We start from the raw sequence: 18,818 nt of genomic DNA on the forward strand, positions 1-18,818 counted from the left end.
TGTTTATCTTTTACCATCATTCAAACCCCGTGCCTCTTCAGGGCTTGATAGCTTGGTCGCACCTGGATAGTGCAACGCCTGATTACGGTCTGACTCCACTCTTCCACTAGCTTTTAACTTTTTTTCTTGGCGGTCTCTTCCCATTCATCCACACCTCCTCTTAATAAGATGATTCACATTGGAAATATTATTCAAAGAAGTATGAAAGTACATAAAGATTACCAATAATGTTGATAATAGGAGGTGAATGGAATGGAAGGCACCATGTTTTATTGGATTTCTTGGTCATTTTGGGTATTCCTTACATTTGTTCAAAATAAGAAAAGTCCATATCGATTAAAACTCTCAGCTATCATTCTCATCTTGCTGTATTTGTCAAATTTTCATTTTAAGGCGGGGAGCTTTGAAATAAGGGCGAGTGGTGTATTTTTATTAATGACATCTTATTTCTTTTTAAGCAAGGAAAAACGAGGAGCAATCATCTACTATTTTATTTGTTCATTAATCGTTTCCATCGCCTATGTAACCTTTCATTTATTTGAAATCTTTGATCCTATTTGGATCATTTTTAAGAAGGAATGGATGATGGGAATTGTTTTTGGGTACCTTGCCATCCTTTTGCAAAAAACATTAAAAGGACGATTGCTGATTATCATAATCGGCACCATGCAGGGTGAGTTTTTATATGCATTTATCCTAAATAAGTTTCCCTTTCCATATCCAATTGGAGCATTTGAGTATTTAGATGTTTGTGCCTTACTTGTTGTGTTGCTCGTTGGATGGAGCTTTTTAGAAAATGCAGGAAGTATATTCCAAAGTCATTTTCACTTTTTTGAAAAAGGAAAGCAAAAATCTACCTGAAAAAACTCTTATGAGGTTTCCATTGCGGGAAAGGGTTAACATTGATAAAATAATAAAGTTAGGCCCTTCTAGATGACAGAAGGGTTTCTTTACTTAATAAGAACTTATGGATGATTTGCTAACATGACAATAAATTTTTTTAATATAAGAAAGGATGGCGATCAGAATGGTAAAACCAGTTATTGCCATTGTAGGGCGTCCCAACGTTGGAAAATCAACGATTTTTAATCGAATTGCCGGTGAACGTATTTCCATAGTTGAAGATATTCCTGGGGTAACAAGAGATCGTATTTATAGTTCAGGTGAGTGGTTGACACATGAATTTAATATTATCGATACAGGTGGAATTGATATTGGCGATGAGCCGTTTCTAGAACAAATTCGTCAGCAGGCAGAAGTGGCGATTGATGAGGCAGATGTGATTATTTTCTTAACAAATGGTCGCGAAGGAGTAACTGCCGCAGATGAAGAAGTAGCAAAAATATTATATAAATCGAAAAAGCCGATTGTGTTGGGGGTTAATAAGATCGACAACCCCGAAATGCGCGAACTAATTTATGATTTTTATGCACTTGGTTTTGGTGAACCCATTCCTATTTCTGGTTCTCATGGACTGGGTCTTGGCGATTTATTGGACGAGGCAGCAAAACACTTTCCAAAAAACAAACAATTGGATTATGATGACGATGTGATCAAGTTTTCTTTAATTGGTCGGCCAAATGTCGGAAAGTCATCACTAGTTAATGCTATTTTGGGTGAAGATCGAGTAATCGTCAGCGATATTGCCGGTACAACTCGTGATGCCGTCGATTCCCCATATACGTATAATGGTGAAAAATATGTCATTATCGATACCGCAGGAATTAGAAAAAAGGGCAAAGTGTATGAAACGACTGAAAAATATAGTGTTCTCCGTGCGCTGAGAGCGATTGAACGTTCTGATGTTGTTCTTGTGGTTATTAACGCAGAAGAGGGAATCATTGAGCAGGACAAGAAGATTGCCGGTTATGCCCACGAGGCGGGGCGTGCCGTTGTTATCGTGGTCAATAAATGGGATGCGATAGATAAAGATGAGAAGACGATGAAAGAGCTTGAACAAAAGATAAGGGAACATTTCCTATTTCTAAGTTATGCGCCAATCGTGTTTTTATCAGCTAAAACGAAAAAACGAATCCATACCCTGCTGCCAATGATCAATACCGCAAGTGAAAATCACTCTATGCGGGTTGAAACAAGTGTGTTAAATGATGTGATTATGGACGCAATTGCTATGAATCCAACTCCGACAGACAAAGGGAAACGTTTGAAAATTTACTATGCTACCCAAGTGGCCATCAAACCTCCAACATTTGTGGTCTTTGTCAATGAACCTGAATTAATGCATTTTTCCTATGAGCGCTTTCTAGAAAATCGAATTAGAGACGCCTTTGGATTCGAGGGAACCCCTATCAAAATTTATGCGAGAGAAAGAAAATAAAGATAAGGCGGGTGTATATTTCATGCAGGATAAAAAAGCAGCCATAGCAGTTGTAGGTGCTGGGAGCTGGGGAACAGCGCTGGCAATTGTGCTGGCGGATAATGCACACGAAGTTCGATTATGGAGTCATAATGAAGACCAGGTGAAGGAAATCAATGAATTTCACACGAACAAAAAATATTTACCTGAAATTGCACTACCGGAATTAATTGTCGGCTATGCTTCTTTAAGTGATGCTATTGTGGGAGTGGAAACGGTTATCTTAGCGGTTCCGACAAAGGCTATCCGTGAAGTTCTTGGGAAAATCCGTGCCGTACAAGCAGGCCCTATCACGATTGCCCATGTAAGTAAAGGAATTGAGCCTGATACTCTTTTACGCATCACGGAAATGATTAAGGAAGAAATACCGAAAGAACTCTTAAAAGATGTTGTTGTCCTTTCAGGCCCAAGTCATGCTGAAGAAGTTAGCCTTAGGCATCCAACAACGGTAACAGTCGCTTCTGAAAATATGGAAGCTGCTGTAAAAATTCAAGATTTATTTATCAACCACAATTTTCGGGTATACACGAATTCTGATGTAATCGGAGTTGAAATTGGTGGTGCCTTAAAGAATATCATTGCTTTAGCAGCTGGCATTACGGATGGACTTGGCTATGGTGATAACGCCAAGGCAGCGTTGATGACCCGAGGATTAGCGGAAATTGCCCGTCTTGGGACAAAAATGGGCGCCAATCCGCTAACATTTTCCGGATTAACTGGAATAGGTGATTTAATTGTTACCTGTACAAGCGTTCATTCAAGGAACTGGAGAGCCGGTAATTTGCTTGGTAAGGGACAAACACTTGATGAAGTACTTGCTAACATGGGAATGGTTGTTGAGGGGGTCAGAACAACGAAAGCGGCCTATCAATTAGCTGAAAAATATGATGTCAATATGCCCATAACCACTGCACTTTATAATGTTTTATTTAACGGTAAAAATCCGAAGGATGCCGTGGATGTGTTAATGGCTCGTGGCAAAACACACGAGATGGAAGATTTAGTAAATATTTTGGATGAAAAATATACTGAAGACTAAAATATGCCTTTTCATGATTAAATTAGGCGTTCTCCTGACGCGCTTTTTATCTTTGCTGCATACAATGCAACGAAGCATCCTGTTAGGATGACGCTGGAGATTGGGTTATTTAGTCTAATGATCTGAAGTAGAGAATTCGCCCCTCTTTACTTCAGTTTTTTTTGTTGAGATAATAAACATCGACTTTGAGATTTGTCCAGCTATTGCGCCCCAACAGCTAGTGACTTCGCACTTCTTGTGCTATAATAGCAGTCGGAAAAGGGGGAATGAAGTTTGTCGCCAGGTATGATAAAAATGTGGATATCGGTTGCCGGTATGGCGCTTATGTTTCTTGCCATTATAACGATTTATTTTAGCAGGTATAAGTTAAGAGGGGTTCTTCGGGTTATCACAGCGATCATTGCATATGTATTTTTGATTGTTGCCGGATTGAGCCTATTGATTGTATTCCTCGGTTAACGGGATTAATTACATAGATAAAAGGTGATTTTATGAAAAAAAAATGGCTGGGCTATTTTCTAGTTGTAACCGTTATGCTATTGTCCGGATGTATGTACCCAAAAGAAGATTTAGCACAGAATCAAACCCCTTATAAAGATCAAATCCAAGCAGTCCAAACAGCTGTTGATGATTTTAAAAAGGACAATGATGGCATCCTGCCAATTAAAACAAGGGATGCGAATACACCAATCTTTCAGAAATATCCGATTGAATTTAAAAAGATCGCTCCACAATATATGTCTGAACCGCCGGGAAATGCTTTTGAAAGCGGGGGGGTATTTCAATACGTCCTCGTTGATGTGGAGACGAATCCAACCGTTAAATTATTTGACTTACGGATGACTGATACCATTCGTGATATTAAATTAAGAATAAAATCGAACGGGTTTCCTCCTTATAAAAAACAGATTGCTAAAAATGTATTTTCACTAGATTATAAACAATTAGGGTATGAGAAGCCACCATATGTTGTTAGCCCATATACAAATCAGAACCTCTCATTGGTTGTATCGGGCGACGCTGAAATATACGTGGATTACCGGCCAGATCTTTATCAGGCACTTAAGGACACGAACGCAAATCTGAATCCGGGCGAAGATATTCGTTCCATTTTAGTGGAGGATTCAATGTTTGTTCCGGCATATTCATTGCCTTACACAGTCGATTCAAAAAGCAAAGAGCCTGTATTTTTAGAAGAATAGTCATAACCCTTCTCCACAGAAATATATTGTAGGAGAAGGGTTTTTTTATGTGGAAAAATAAAATCGTGGTATTGGCCTTTATGGGCTAATATTCGTGACTATGGTTAGAAACCCTCCATAAAATTAAATGTTCAGCGAAATACAGATAAGCATGCACCAGGTGAATTTATGGTAAGGAGGTAAAAATTTTAGAAAAGTGTCATAACTAGATAGGACAACGTCATAAATATATACTGTCCAAAAATACCTAAAATGGATGATATTATCCCACTTTACTCTATGATCGGGAGGGGATCACTTGGAAAAGGTCGATATTTTTAAAGATATTGCCGAAAGAACAGGCGGTGATATTTATTTAGGCGTAGTAGGAGCTGTACGAACAGGAAAATCAACATTTATTAAAAAATTTATGGAGCTTGTTGTTTTACCGAATATACACAGTGAGGCTGAAAGATCCCGTGCACTTGATGAGCTGCCGCAAAGTGCTGCGGGAAAAACAATTATGACAACTGAGCCTAAATTTGTCCCAAATCAGGCGGCCACTGTTCATGTTGATGAAGGCCTGAATGTGAATATCAGACTTGTAGACTGTGTAGGGTATACCGTTCCAGGGGCAAAAGGCTATGAGGATGAAAATGGTCCGAGAATGATCAATACGCCTTGGTATGAAGAGCCGATTCCATTTCATGAAGCCGCTGAAATTGGCACAAGAAAAGTTATCCAAGAACATTCCACCATTGGGGTAGTGGTTACAACGGATGGAACAATTGGTGAAATCCCTAGAAGCAACTATATTGAAGCGGAAGAAAGAGTGATAAATGAGTTGAAGGAAGTTGGTAAGCCATTTATTATGGTAGTGAACAGTGCGCAGCCATACCACCCAAGCACGGAAACACTGAGATCAAGTCTGGCTGAGAAATATGATATCCCTGTAATTGCCATGAGTGTGGAAAGTATGCGTGACAGTGACGTTCTCAACGTTCTCCGTGAGGCATTATACGAGTTCCCAGTGCTTGAAGTTAATGTCAACTTACCAAGCTGGGTTATGGTCCTGCGAGAAAACCATTGGCTCCGTGAAAGCTATCAGGAGGCAGTGAAAGAAACAGTAAAAGATATCAAGAGATTACGAGATGTGGACTATGTTGTCCAACAGTTTAGTGACTTTGAATTTATTGAGCGGGCTGGGTTAGCTGGTATTGAAATGGGCACAGGGGTGGCTGAAATTGATTTAATTGCTCCGGATGAATTATATGATGATATTTTAAAAGAGATCGTAGGGGTAGAAATCAGAGGGAAGGATCATCTGCTGGAACTAATGCAGGATTTTGCTCATGCCAAAGCCGAATATGATCATATTGCGGATGCTTTAAAAATGGTCAAACAAACAGGCTATGGGATTGCTTCACCTACATTAGCTGATATGAGTCTTGAAGAACCGGAAATCATCCGCCAAGGAGCAAGATTTGGAGTGAGACTGAGAGCAGTAGCTCCATCGATTCATATGATTAAAGTTGATGTTGAATCGGAATTTGCCCCAATTATTGGCACAGAAAAACAAAGCGAAGAGCTTGTCCGCTATTTAATGCAGGACTTCGAGGACGATCCACTATCGATTTGGAATTCCGATATCTTTGGGCGCAGTTTAAGTTCCATTGTCCGTGAGGGAATCCAAGCCAAGCTATCCTTGATGCCGGAGAATGCAAGATATAAATTAAAGGAAACATTAGAGAGAATCATAAATGAAGGATCTGGAGGCTTAATAGCCATTATCCTCTAGCTGTCGACTCCCATTAGGAGTCTTTTTTTTGCGATTTTCCCATCAATAGAGTCAAAAATGGTAGAATTTTGTTGAATGAAAGAAAAGATTACCATTATTTCATGAAATCTTCTTGATATGCTTAATTGATTATGATAATCTTTTAACAGAATTACGTTATAGTGCTTGAATCCTTTATTTCATAGGGTTTTCAATAAAAAAGTAGATTTACCTAAGCAAGAGTAGTCATAATGTATTACTTTGGTAATAAAACCGCGCTATGACGTATAGAAATTAGAAAAATTGTTTAGAAATGTAGATAAGTAATCTTATTTACGAATCTTGATAATTTATTTGGGAGGAGGTGAATGGCATGAACAAGACTGAACTTATTAATGCAGTAGCTGAAGCAAGCGAGCTTTCTAAAAAGGACGCTACTAAAGCAGTTGATGCTGTTTTTGATGCGATTTTAGATGCTTTAAAAAATGGTGATAAAGTCCAATTAATCGGTTTTGGTAACTTTGAAGTACGTGAGCGCGCAGCGCGTAAAGGTCGTAACCCTCAAACTGGCGATGAAATTGAAATCGCTGCTAGCAAAGTACCAGCTTTTAAACCAGGTAAAGCGCTTAAAGACGCAGTAAAATAATTACATAATTATTGCTTTAAGCGGCATGCTAAAAGCAAAAAGGTCATGGGAAATTCCATGGCCTTTTTTCTTTTGTGGAAAAGGGACTGAGCGTCGCAAAAGCGAATTCAAGCTCTGCTCACACCGCCTTTATTAGGTGACTACGGCTCGTTCGCTAATTTTATTTCCATGGTAGGGTTGAGAGTTGATGCTCATGTTAGATTTTTTGCCTGTAAAGATGGGATTATGCTAAGATGTAGTTGTTGTCTATACTTGATTGATATCCATAGGAGGAATTTAGTATGCCAGAAGTGAACCGTGCCCAAATCGAAGATGCGGTACGTTTAATATTAGATGCAATCGGTGAAAACCCAAATCGAGAGGGATTGCTAGATACACCAAAAAGAGTGGCAAAAATGTATGAAGAAGTGTTCAGCGGATTAAATGAGGATCCAAAACAGCATTTTGAAACTATTTTTAGCGAAGACCATGAAGAGCTAGTGTTAGTAAAAGATATTCCATTTTATTCGATGTGTGAACACCATCTCGTCCCGTTCTTCGGAAAAGCGCATGTCGCTTATATTCCACGAAATGGGCGTGTCACTGGTTTAAGTAAATTAGCAAGGGCAGTAGAGGCAGTTGCCAAAAGGCCACAACTACAAGAACGGATTACCTCGACCATAGCAAACAGCATGATGGAGAAATTAGAACCGCATGGGGTAATGGTCGTAGTCGAAGCAGAGCATATGTGCATGACGATGCGCGGTGTAAAAAAACCTGGCTCGAAAACAATAACTACAGCTGTTCGTGGCGTTCTTGCAGATGATGCCATCGCCCGCTCTGAAGTACTCTCCTTAATTAAATAATAGTAACGGCAATTTCTAATATATTTGGGGTGATTAGAATGGAAAAGCGCAATCAGCAAAATAATGATTACATTGTCATAAAAGCTATCGAGGATGGTGTCAATGTTATTGGATTAACACGAGGAACAGATACGAAATTTCATCATTCAGAAAAGCTTGATAAAGGAGAAGTTCTTATAGCTCAATTTACTGAGCATACTTCAGCAATTAAAATTAGGGGAAATGCAAAAATTTTGACACAGTTTGGTGAACTTGAAAGTGAAATGAAGAAATAAGAATCGTATTTTTGCCAAATTGGTAATAATTCAATGAAGCATTGAGATGATTATTTTGTGAAATCCTGCCCATATGATGCCTTTTATGTTATAATGATGTCTGCCTTATAGGAGCCAGATGTTTATTTTTTCTTCATTATGGGCACGAGTTTTTCCTTTAAATAGAAAATTAAGTACATAAATATTTTACTTCGGGGAAGCAAGGGTGATTAGCGTGCAGGATATTCGACAAAAATATACAATTATCAGGGAGCAGATTGAAAAAAGGGCCTATGACTCATATTTGCTCGCATATATTGAAACTCCAATTATTGATGAAGATAAGCTCCTTATCCTCATCTCCATAATGGACCGACTCGAATTGTCCTTTAGCGAAATCAAGAACTATGCATTGTCAACGATGTTAATACAAATTGCCCTTGATACCCATGAACATATTTCCAATGCATCAAAGGATGAAAAAAGTCGTCAATTAACTGTTCTTGCCGGGGATTATTTCAGTGGTTTGTATTATAAACTACTTGCTGAATCGGAAGATATCATGATGATTAAATCCCTTTCAAAAGGGGTCAAAGAGGTCAATGAAAATAAGATTTTTATTTACCATAATAAACTTGAGGGAATAGAAAGATTGATGACAAGCATTATGCGGATTGAAAGTTCATTGCTAACAAAGCTCTCTGATTATTTCAAGGTAGATTTTTGTAATGATTTTCTTGCTCATTTATTTTTGTTTAAACGGTTACTGCATGAAAAAAAGCAATATTTTCAATCGGAAAGATCCGTTTTATTTGAATCATTGAAGATCATGAGCTTCCCTGGTAATGAAGCGAGGCTGGAAGAATTGTCAAGTGGACAGCGGAATCACTTAGTACAGGTTTGCGACCACTATTTGGAACTTTCGAAACAAGTGATTGAAAAGGGATTAAAACAGCTCCCTTATTTAAATGACTTGCTTGAAAATAGGGTTTCGTTACTGTTGAAGCAATTTCAGCCAAATGCAAAATCTTTTGTGGAAGAAGGGTAAATCATGCAGCAATCGAAAGAACAACGCGTTCATAATGTGTTTGAAAAGATATCTGATAACTACGATAAAATGAACTCGGTTATTAGTTTTCAGCAGCACATTAAGTGGCGAAAAGACACCATGAAAAGAATGAATGTTAAGCCTGGTTCAAAAGCTCTTGATGTTTGTTGCGGAACGGCCGATTGGACCATTGCCTTGGCTGAGGCAGTTGGCACTAATGGGGAAGTAACAGGTTTAGACTTTAGTCAAAATATGTTAAATGTAGGGATTGAGAAGGTTAAAGGACTTGGGCTGAAACAGGTTCATTTAATCCATGGTAACGCGATGGAACTTCCTTTCCCTGATAACAGTTTTGATTATGTAACGATTGGTTTTGGGTTAAGGAATGTTCCGGATTACATGCAGGTATTGAAAGAAATGCATCGCGTGGTTAAACCGGGGGGAATTGCTGTTTGTCTTGAAACGTCACAGCCTACTTTAGTCGGATATAAGCAGCTTTATTATTTTTACTTCCGCTATATTATGCCGTTATTTGGAAAGTTGTTAGCGAAAAGCTTTCGGGAATATGCGTGGCTCCATGAATCCGCACGCGATTTTCCAGGAATGAAGGAGCTTGCCAAAATGTTTGAGCAAGCTGGCTTTAAAGACGTAAAATTCAAGAGTTATAGTGGCGGTGCGGCGGCTGTGCATATCGGCAAAAAAAATTAATTCTTTATAGTTGAAGACAGGATGAAAAGCTGGGTGAATACGTATGAAATTAAAAATGATGTATTCATTTTTGAATTCGGATATTAACATAATCGAAAAAGAACTGGAAGAGACAATACAAACTGAGTCTATTCTTTTGAAACAGGCTTCAATGCATACCTTACAAGCCGGAGGAAAAAGAATTCGTCCTGTTTTTGTTTTACTTGCAGGTAAATTTGGCCAATATGATATACATGTAATGAAAAATGTTGCTGTGGCTCTTGAACTCATTCATATGGCGTCCCTTGTCCATGATGATGTTATTGATGATGCGGATCTCCGCAGAGGCCAGCCAACAGTCAAATCAAAATGGGATAATAAAATCGCGATGTATACCGGCGACTTTGTTTTTGCCCTTGCATTAGAATTAATGACAAATATCGAAAAACCTGCTGCCCATAAAATACTGGCAAACACCATTGTTGAAGTAACAGTAGGGGAAATTCAGCAGATTAAAGACAAATACCGATTTAATCAAAACCTTCGGGATTATCTTCGTCGTATTAAAAGGAAAACAGCTTTGTTAATTGCAGTAAGCTGCCAATTAGGGGCAATTGCTGCGGGGGTAGAAGAAGTCTTTCATAAGCGGCTATTCCGTTTTGGTTATTATGTAGGAATGTCTTATCAAATCATCGATGATATTTTAGATTTTACTTCAACTGAGAAGGCATTAGGAAAGCCCGCGGGCAGTGATCTTTTACAAGGGAATATTACGGCACCGGCTCTTTTCGCAATGGAAACGGACGAGATTAAGAGGGAAATTGAAAAAGTAAATGAGAATATGACCCCCAAGGAAATTTCTACCATTATTTCTCTTATCAAACAATCTGGTGCCATCGAGAAATCATTTGCTTTAAGTGATCAGTATTTAAATAAAGCGTTGGCTATATTAGAAGAACTGCCAGAAAATAAAGCTAAAAAAACACTGCAGGATATTGCGAAATATATTGGCAGACGGAAATTCTAGCATATATCCTAGAATTTAAAAAAAGAGCCTAAACATTTCCATGTTGCTAAATATTCAAAAAAGTGATAACATTTTCCATGGATTGTTCTCTGAAGATACAATCAATATACATAATCAATTAGGAGTGGAATTCATGGAAAAAACTTTTTTAATGGTAAAGCCAGATGGAGTACAGCGGAATCTTATTGGAGAAATCGTTGCACGCTTTGAAAGAAAGGGCTTTCAATTAGTTGGGGCTAAATTAATGAGCATTCCAACTGAGCTTGCTGAAGAGCATTATGGCGAACATAAGGAACGACCATTCTTTGGAGAATTAGTAGATTTCATTACTTCTGGCCCTGTTTTCGCAATGGTATGGCAAGGAGAGAATGTAATTGCTACCGCTCGTCAAATGATGGGAGCGACGAATCCAAAGGATGCAGCACCTGGGACTATTCGTGGAGACTTTGGTCTAACAGTCGGTAAGAATGTGATTCATGGTTCTGATTCACTTGCTAGTGCAGAGCGTGAAATTGGTTTGTTTTTTAAAGATACTGGGGTAGTCGAGTACTCTAAGGTAGTCAACGAATGGATTTATTAATCTAACATGTAAAAGGCACTTGTATTTAACGATACAAGTGCCTTTTTTGTAATCGTATTCAAAAATTATCTGAATTATTATACTATGTTTATTAAGCATGATATGATATATTGATACATAATTCTTTAATGAGTTGAAGGGGGAAAGAGTATGGGAATGAGATACCTAACGGCTGGGGAATCCCATGGGCCGCAGCTGACTACAATTTTAGAGGGTCTGCCAGCAGGAATGCCGCTAGAGGCCACAGATATTAACGATGAACTGGCTAGACGCCAAAAAGGTCATGGCCGTGGAAGACGCATGCAAATAGAAAAAGATACTGCAGAAATTGTTTCTGGTGTTCGTCATGGAAAAACACTGGGTTCGCCAATTGCTTTAGTCGTGAAAAATAATGACTGGAAGCACTGGACAAAAATTATGGGTATTGAGGCTATTGAAGAAGGAGAAGTGGAAGAAATAAAGCGAAAGGTAACTCGGGCAAGACCTGGCCATGCTGATTTAAATGGTGCGATTAAATATGGTCATCGGGATATGAGAAATGTTCTGGAGCGGTCTTCAGCACGGGAGACAACTGTTCGAGTGGCAGCAGGTGCTGTTGCCAAAAAGCTTTTGTCCTTATTAGGAGTTGAACTTGTTGCACATGTGATCGAAATTGGCGGAATTAAGGCGAATGTAGATCCTTCCTTAACGATAGCTAACTTAAAAGAGCGTACAGAAAGTTCTCCGGTAAGAGTAGCAGATCCAAATGTAGAGCAGGAAATGATGAATGCAATCGATGAAGCAAAGAAAAACGGTGACTCCATTGGCGGGGTTGTTGAGGTTATTGCGACAGGAATGCCGGCTGGAGTAGGAAGCTATGTTCATTACGATCGTAAATTAGATGGGAAATTAGCGGCAGCTATTATGAGTATTAATGCATTTAAAGGTGTAGAGATTGGTATAGGGTTTGAAGCGGCAAGAAAGCCTGGAAGTGAAGTCCATGATGAGATTCTTTGGGACCAGGAAAGAGGATATTACCGCAAGACAAACCGGCTTGGCGGGTTCGAAGGCGGGATGACCACAGGGATGCCTATTGTAGTCAGAGGTGTAATGAAACCAATCCCAACACTATATAAACCATTAATGAGTGTTGATATCGAAACGAAAGAGCCGTTTGCTGCGAGTGTTGAACGGTCTGATAGTTGTGCTGTACCTGCTGCAGCCGTTGTAGCAGAGCATGTCGTAGCTTGGGAGCTTGCGAACGCCCTTGTTGAACAATTTTACAGTGACCGTTTTGATACCTTTGCTGAAGAAATAAATAGACAGCGTGAATATGCGAGGGAGTTTTAATGGAAACCATTCAAATCGAAACAGCCTCAAAAAAATACCCTGTATTTGTTGGCGAAGGGGTTAGAAAGGAGCTTAGCCCTTTTTTAACCAATCATTTTACTGATCTTACACGAATATTAATTATAACAGACGAAACCGTTGCAAAAATTCATCTTGATAAATTATTGTTCACTTTAAAACAGTGGAATCCGGTGGTATATACCGCACCAGGTGGTGAAAAGGCAAAAACTTTTGAAGTATTTTATGATGCCTTATCAACCGCACTCGAAAACCGCTTGGATCGGAAATCTGTCATTCTTTCATTCGGCGGCGGTGCAATAGGGGATTTATCGGGTTTTGTTGCTGCCTCCTATATGCGGGGCGTCCCATTTATACAAGTTCCTACCACCATCCTAGCGCATGATAGTGCTGTGGGTGGGAAAGTAGCAATCAATCATCCACTTGGAAAGAATATGATTGGAGCTTTTTATCAGCCTGAAGCTGTTTTTTATGATTTGGAACTGTTAAAAACGTTGCCAATTCAGGAAATCCGATCGGGGTTTGCTGAGGTTATTAAACATGCCCTTATTGCGGATCCGGATTTCTATCAATGGTTAAAGACAAATATTCAGGATTTGCATTCTTTACCATTGACGCAAATATCAGGCTCTTTGGTAAAGGGGATAAGAATAAAAAACGAATTTGTCTCAGAGGATGAAAGAGAAACTGGTGTCCGCGCCTTTTTGAATTTAGGGCATACACTTGGACATGCCATTGAAGCAGAAATGGGTTATGGGAACTTTACCCATGGGGAAGCGGTTATGATTGGGATGATTTTTGCATTAAAATTAAGCCAAAAACTGCTGGGGCTTTCATTCCAATTAAACGAGTTTATTGAATGGGTTAAAACGTTGGGGTATGTAACCACCATACCCGCGCAACTATCGTTTGAAAGCCTGATTAGCAAAATGAAACAGGATAAAAAGTCTGTAGGCGAGTCCATTCACTTTGTCTTATTGGATAAAGTAGGACAGCCTAGGCTTCTGGAAATAACTGAACCAGTATTATTGGAAGAACTAAAAAGTTTTTAATTAAAAAAAGGGGGATTTTTCATGATTAGAGGGGTGAGGGGAGCAACGACGGTTAGCACAAATACTGAAGAAGCAATTGTCTCTGCGACAGAGGAGCTTCTGGCTAAATTAATTGAAGTTAATCATATTCAACCCGATACCGTCGCCTCGATTTTGATTTCTACCACTGAGGATGTTAATGCGGCGTTCCCTGCTAAGGCATTGCGGAAATTCGCAGGATGGACGTATGTACCAGTAATGTGTATGCGGGAAATTCCTGTTCCTAATTCTCTGGAAATGTGCGTAAGAATTATGATGCACGTAAATACAGGCAAACCACAGGAAGAAATTGTCCATGTATATTTAAAGGATGCAAAGGTGTTAAGACCAGACCTTGGCAGTAGTTTAGTGTAGTAATAGAATCTTAAAAATCAGATCGAATGGAGTGGGAAAAATGAGATGGAAAGAGAGAGTCTTATCACTGACTCCCTATCAACCTGGAAAATCAATTGAGGCGGTAAAAAAACAATTTAACTTGGATCGGATTGTCAAACTGGCATCGAATGAAAATCCGTTTGGATGTTCGGAACAGGCACTTTCCGCTCTTCAATCCTATCCTACAAGTTTAGCCCTTTATCCTGATGGCTACGCTACACATTTACGAGAAACACTTGCAGCATTTTTACAGGTCAAAGAGGAAGAGCTTATATTAGGCAATGGCTCTGATAATTTAATTCAAATCATTTCAAGGGCACTTTTGCATCCGAATGCCAGCACGATCATGGCAACCCCAACATTCTCGCAATATAAGCACAATGCTGTAATTGAGGGGGCAATCATTAACGAAATTCCTCTTATCAACGGAGAACATGATCTTAATGCCATGCTACAAGCAATTGACGAGTCAACAAATGTCATTTGGGTCTGCAGTCCTAATAATCCGACGGGTACATATATACCGGAGAACAAATTAATTCCATTTTTAGAACAGGTTCCGCACCATATCCTTGTGGTGCTCGATGAGGCCTATTATGAATATGTAGTTGCGGAAGATTATTATGACGCCATTAGTTTAACGCGTAAGTATGAAAATTTAATTGTGCTTCGGACTTTTTCTAAAATATATGGACTTGCAGCTCTAAGAGTTGGCTATGGAGTGGCTAATCCCGCCATTATTAAAGCACTTGAACCGGTTAGAGAACCTTTCAATGTGAATTCGTTAGGTCAATTAGCAGCCAGTGAAGCAATTAAGGACCAGGGATTTGTTGAAGTTTGCCGAGATAAAAACAGACAGGGTCTAGCACAGTTTTATGAATTCTGCGAGCAATATCAACTTAAATTTTATCCTTCACAGACCAATTTTATTTTAATTGATAGTAAAATCGATGGTGATGAAATTTTTCAATATTTGCAAGCAAAAGGATTTATTGTGCGCTCCGGAAAAGCCCTTGGCTTCCCGACGGCGGTCAGAATAACAGTTGGCTCGTCTGAGCAAAACGAAGGGGTCCTTAAGGCATTAGGTGAATTTTTAGAAGCGAACTGAGGGGATTTAAATTGAATGGCCGTGTTTTTGTAATTGGCTTGGGCTTGATTGGCGGTTCCTTAGCATTGTGTGTTAAGAAGGAGCACCATGAAGCTGTTGTCGTAGGATTTGATATAAATGGTGAACAGGCAAGACTTGCGAAAATGCTGGGAGTTATAGATGAAATAGCGGAAAATATTGATGATGGTGCCATCGATGCTGATTTAATCATTATTGCGGCACCAGTGAATGAAACGAAGAACATCATCCGGCTTTTATCTGAACTTCCACTTAATCCTGAGGTGATCGTAACAGATACCGGCAGTACAAAAAGCAAAATTGTTGAGAGTGCGGCCAGTTTAACGAAAAAGGGAATTACGTTTATTGGTGGACATCCTATGGCAGGTTCACATAAAAGCGGTGTTTCTGCCGCAAAAGAAATATTATTCGAAAACGCCTTTTATCTCTTAACTCCTGAAGAATATATTGAAGGGTCAAGGGTTGAACGATTAAAGGAATGGTTAATCGGGACCAATGCCAAATTCTTAACTATCACCCCAGGAAATCATGATTATTTAACCGGTATTGTCAGTCATTTTCCGCATATTATTGCGGCATCGATTGTTAGGCAAACGGAAAAGCTTGCCGAGGCAGAAGGACTCATCCCTCGTCTCGCGGCAGGCGGATTTAGGGATATCACACGTATTGCGTCAAGCAGTCCGGCAATGTGGAAAGATATTTTACTGCACAACCGTGAGATACTAATTGAACTCCTAGATCAATGGCAGATCGAAATGAATGGGGTTAAAACCTTGTTAGAAAAGGAAAATAGTGCCGCTATTTTTGATTATTTTCAACAGGCAAAGCAATTCCGAGATGGTTTGCCTCAAAAAGAAAAAGGGGCGATACCTGCATTTTATGATTTGTTTGTCGATATACCAGATTACCCCGGCGTCGTTTCAGAAATAACCGGCTTTTTAGCAAAGGAAAGAATCAGCATCACTAACATCCGCATTCTTGAAACACGGGAAGATATAAATGGAGTCTTAGTCATTAGCTTTCAGACGGAAGATGATCGGCAAAGGGCTGAACGGTGTATTGGCAGTTATTCAAGCTATACAACTTCAATTGGAATATAAAATGATTTTAAAAAGGTGATTTTTAATGACATCATTGATACTGAAAACGAATATAAAGCGATTATTTGGTGAGATTACCATCCCAGGAGATAAATCCATCTCGCATAGATCGGTTATGTTTGGATCGATTGCACATGGCGAAACAAAGATTACTAACTTTTTGCCAGGGGATGACTGTTTAAGTACCATATCGTGCTTTCAAAAGCTTGGGGTCACAATTGAGGAAGTGGATGACGGCCTTCGGATTATCGGTAATGGTTTTGAAGGATTAACAGAACCTAATGAGGTCTTGGATGTGGGGAACTCTGGGACTACTATTCGGTTATTAATGGGGATATTGGCCGGAAGACCATTTTTCTCGACTTTGGTGGGGGATGAGTCAATCGGAAAAAGGCCTATGACAAGGGTAACTAGCCCATTAGCTTTAATGGGAACAAGGATTGACGGGCGAAACGACGGGGCCTTTACTCCTATTTCAATCCGAGGAGGGCAGGTTACACCAATTCATTATGAGCTTCCTGTGGCTAGCGCACAGGTAAAGTCCGCGTTAATTTTAGCAGGGCTGCAAGCTGAGGGGGAATGTAAGATTGTCGAACCCGCTGAAACCCGTGATCATACGGAAAGAATGATCCGAAAATTTGGTGGAAAAATCGATAAAGATAACAAAACGATTACTGTCATAGGCGGACAAAGTCTGAAAGCCGCAACCATACATGTTCCGGGTGATATATCCTCAGCAGCCTTCTTCCTTGTTGCCGGGGCCATTATTCCAGAGGGTGAAATTGTTTTAAAAAATGTCGGACTCAATCCAACGCGAACTGGAATTATCGAAGTAATGAAGAAAATGGGCGCGGATTTAGAGATTGTTCAAAAGGACGATGACTCATTTGAACCAGTTGGTGACCTGATTATTAAAACTTCAAATCTTAAAGGTACGGTTGTTGAAGGTGAGTTAATACCTAAACTAATTGATGAAATTCCGATAATTGCGCTCCTTGCAACACAGGCTGACGGTACAACCGTGATAAAGGACGCTGAAGAATTAAAGGTAAAAGAAACCAATCGCATTGATACTGTTGTCCAAGAATTAAGGAAATTGGGTGCTTCGATTGAAGCGACAGACGATGGAATGATTATCCACGGAAAAACACCTTTAGATGGTGGCAGTGTATCTAGTCATGGAGATCATCGAATTGGAATGATGCTCTCAATTGCTGCCCTTTTATGTAAGAACGATGTTGAACTGGAGCAATCCGAAGCCATCTCAGTATCCTACCCAAACTTCTTCGACCATTTAAATAACCTTATCCACTAAGAGCTGCATATTAATGCGGCTTTTTCTTTTGTTTAAACGTCATAGTTTTCAAACTTTACGCATAGCTTGTCTTAAAGAGGAAAAGGGTGGTAGGGCCGTTGTATATCATTGAAAATGCCAATATCCTTAAAAATAGTGAACTTCAAACATGTTCACTATTAATTAATGATGACCAAATAGCAGCGATTCAAGCTGGTTTCAAACGATACCAATTCATAAAGATGAACTTTGAACCGTATATTATGACCCCGTCCTATGTCCTTTTTAATTCGAACATTCCATATCAAGGTTCTTTTCAAGATTTAAAGGATTTTTTGATTGAACACTTTTTGTTAAAAGGGTGTACCACATTGTTAACTTATGTTGATCTGCTGTATGAAAATGAATTAACTGAAAAAATGTTAGGCATGAAAACAGCATTAATGAGCAGCCCAATTGATTTTATGATTGGGATTAGAATCCCGCTACGCTTAATCACCCCAACACTAATAAGAAAGTGTAAAAAAGAAAAGGTTCCCGCTATCTTTGTTGATCTGAAAGACCTGGACGAATTGGAGAAAATTCCATGGGGATGGATTAGGGAAGCTATGTTTCCGTTCAACTGCCCATTCATTCCACTAATTTCTTGTTCACAAAAGAAGGAAGAGAAGACCGTTTTGTCGAAATGGAATACTATCATACAAAAAGAAAAAATTCCAGCGCTTTCTGAGGTAGTAAAAGAAGACTGGCCATTGCCTATTCCTGTTTTAAACAAAATCGGATTATACCCGCAAAAATCTAGTCTTATGAATGGTACTGAATTAAGTTATAACTTATTTATAAAGGGAAGAGAAATCAAGAATGTTGATGAAGTAAGTTTATTTCATTATCATAGTGATAGGCTAGTAGTTACAGTTCACAAAGGAAAAGTTGTCCGTGCAGGCAATACCGTTTTATTTAAACCCGGTAATGGAGAATATGTTAAGGTGAGAACCCCGGCATTTTTTTCTTTGTAATTATGGGA

21 protein-coding genes are annotated in these 18,818 nt (G+C 39.2%); 20 read left to right on the forward strand and 1 reads right to left on the reverse strand.

Features of this window, described 5'->3' with window-relative positions; genetic code table 11:
* Positions 1–3 precede the first annotated feature (3 nt).
* Positions 4–144 (reverse strand): YpzI family protein, encoded by a 141-nt coding sequence (locus G6554_RS09355; RefSeq protein WP_166241068.1) that lies wholly within the window; start codon positions 142–144, stop codon positions 4–6.
* Positions 145–252: 108 nt separating this feature from the next.
* On the opposite strand from G6554_RS09355, the gene G6554_RS09360 reads away from it, so the two are divergent.
* From G6554_RS09360 to G6554_RS09455, 20 genes are all read left to right on the forward strand, one after another.
* The gene (locus G6554_RS09360; protein WP_166241070.1) at positions 253–861 is read left to right on the forward strand and encodes a YphA family membrane protein; all 609 of its coding nucleotides are present in this window, start codon (positions 253–255) and stop codon (positions 859–861) included.
* A 166-nt stretch (positions 862–1,027) separates the two neighbouring features.
* A complete protein-coding gene (gene der, locus G6554_RS09365) occupies positions 1,028–2,338 on the forward strand; it encodes a ribosome biogenesis GTPase Der (RefSeq protein ID WP_166241072.1) in 1,311 nt (436 codons plus the stop codon).
* 22 nt (positions 2,339–2,360) lie between these two features.
* Positions 2,361–3,416 (forward strand): NAD(P)H-dependent glycerol-3-phosphate dehydrogenase, encoded by a 1,056-nt coding sequence (locus G6554_RS09370; RefSeq protein ID WP_166241074.1) that lies wholly within the window; start codon positions 2,361–2,363, stop codon positions 3,414–3,416.
* Positions 3,417–3,689: 273 nt separating this feature from the next.
* Complete coding sequence (locus G6554_RS09375) at positions 3,690–3,875, forward strand: DUF2768 domain-containing protein (RefSeq protein WP_166241076.1); 186 nt, start codon at positions 3,690–3,692, stop codon at positions 3,873–3,875.
* A gap of 32 nt (positions 3,876–3,907) precedes the next feature.
* A complete protein-coding gene (locus G6554_RS09380) occupies positions 3,908–4,618 on the forward strand; it encodes a hypothetical protein (RefSeq protein WP_166241078.1) in 711 nt (236 codons plus the stop codon).
* 298 nt (positions 4,619–4,916) lie between these two features.
* Complete coding sequence (spoIVA, locus tag G6554_RS09385) at positions 4,917–6,395, forward strand: stage IV sporulation protein A (RefSeq protein WP_166241079.1); 1,479 nt, start codon at positions 4,917–4,919, stop codon at positions 6,393–6,395.
* Positions 6,396–6,747: 352 nt separating this feature from the next.
* Complete coding sequence (locus G6554_RS09390) at positions 6,748–7,020, forward strand: HU family DNA-binding protein (RefSeq protein WP_007084878.1); 273 nt, start codon at positions 6,748–6,750, stop codon at positions 7,018–7,020.
* Between the two features lie 281 nt (positions 7,021–7,301).
* On the forward strand, positions 7,302–7,865 hold the full coding sequence (gene folE / locus G6554_RS09395) for a GTP cyclohydrolase I FolE (protein ID WP_166241081.1): 564 nt from the start codon (positions 7,302–7,304) through the stop codon (positions 7,863–7,865).
* 38 nt (positions 7,866–7,903) lie between these two features.
* The gene (mtrB, locus tag G6554_RS09400; protein ID WP_166241083.1) at positions 7,904–8,140 is read left to right on the forward strand and encodes a trp RNA-binding attenuation protein MtrB; all 237 of its coding nucleotides are present in this window, start codon (positions 7,904–7,906) and stop codon (positions 8,138–8,140) included.
* Between the two features lie 205 nt (positions 8,141–8,345).
* Positions 8,346–9,167, forward strand: a complete 822-nt coding sequence (locus tag G6554_RS09405) for a heptaprenyl diphosphate synthase component 1 (protein ID WP_347564286.1) — start codon at positions 8,346–8,348, stop codon at positions 9,165–9,167.
* A 3-nt stretch (positions 9,168–9,170) separates the two neighbouring features.
* Positions 9,171–9,875 (forward strand): demethylmenaquinone methyltransferase, encoded by a 705-nt coding sequence (locus G6554_RS09410; protein WP_166241085.1) that lies wholly within the window; start codon positions 9,171–9,173, stop codon positions 9,873–9,875.
* 43 nt (positions 9,876–9,918) lie between these two features.
* Positions 9,919–10,881: a heptaprenyl diphosphate synthase component II gene (hepT, locus tag G6554_RS09415; RefSeq protein ID WP_166241087.1), complete on the forward strand. Its 963-nt coding sequence runs from the start codon at positions 9,919–9,921 to the stop codon at positions 10,879–10,881.
* 133 nt (positions 10,882–11,014) lie between these two features.
* Complete coding sequence (ndk, locus tag G6554_RS09420; protein ID WP_166241090.1) at positions 11,015–11,461, forward strand: nucleoside-diphosphate kinase; 447 nt, start codon at positions 11,015–11,017, stop codon at positions 11,459–11,461.
* A 156-nt stretch (positions 11,462–11,617) separates the two neighbouring features.
* Positions 11,618–12,790 carry a chorismate synthase gene (gene aroC, locus G6554_RS09425; protein ID WP_166241173.1) on the forward strand — a complete coding sequence of 391 codons (1,173 nt, stop codon included), beginning with the start codon at positions 11,618–11,620 and terminating at the stop codon, positions 12,788–12,790.
* Positions 12,790–13,860, forward strand: coding sequence for a 3-dehydroquinate synthase (aroB, locus tag G6554_RS09430; RefSeq protein ID WP_166241092.1), 1,071 nt, complete (start codon positions 12,790–12,792; stop codon positions 13,858–13,860). Before aroC ends, aroB begins: the two co-directional genes overlap by 1 nt.
* Positions 13,861–13,881: 21 nt before the next feature.
* Entirely contained in the window at positions 13,882–14,253 is a 372-nt protein-coding gene (aroH, locus tag G6554_RS09435) for a chorismate mutase (protein WP_166241094.1), read from the forward strand.
* 40 nt (positions 14,254–14,293) lie between these two features.
* On the forward strand, positions 14,294–15,382 hold the full coding sequence (gene hisC / locus G6554_RS09440; protein ID WP_166241096.1) for a histidinol-phosphate transaminase: 1,089 nt from the start codon (positions 14,294–14,296) through the stop codon (positions 15,380–15,382).
* 11 nt (positions 15,383–15,393) lie between these two features.
* Complete coding sequence (locus tag G6554_RS09445; RefSeq protein ID WP_166241098.1) at positions 15,394–16,500, forward strand: prephenate dehydrogenase; 1,107 nt, start codon at positions 15,394–15,396, stop codon at positions 16,498–16,500.
* A gap of 37 nt (positions 16,501–16,537) precedes the next feature.
* The gene (aroA, locus tag G6554_RS09450; protein ID WP_481747916.1) at positions 16,538–17,815 is read left to right on the forward strand and encodes a 3-phosphoshikimate 1-carboxyvinyltransferase; all 1,278 of its coding nucleotides are present in this window, start codon (positions 16,538–16,540) and stop codon (positions 17,813–17,815) included.
* 98 nt (positions 17,816–17,913) lie between these two features.
* A complete protein-coding gene (locus G6554_RS09455; RefSeq protein WP_166241102.1) occupies positions 17,914–18,810 on the forward strand; it encodes a hypothetical protein in 897 nt (298 codons plus the stop codon).
* The last annotated feature ends 8 nt before the right edge of the window (positions 18,811–18,818 follow it).

This window comes from Bacillus sp. MM2020_4 (assembly GCF_011250555.1).
Taxonomy (GTDB): domain Bacteria; phylum Bacillota; class Bacilli; order Bacillales; family Cytobacillaceae; genus Neobacillus.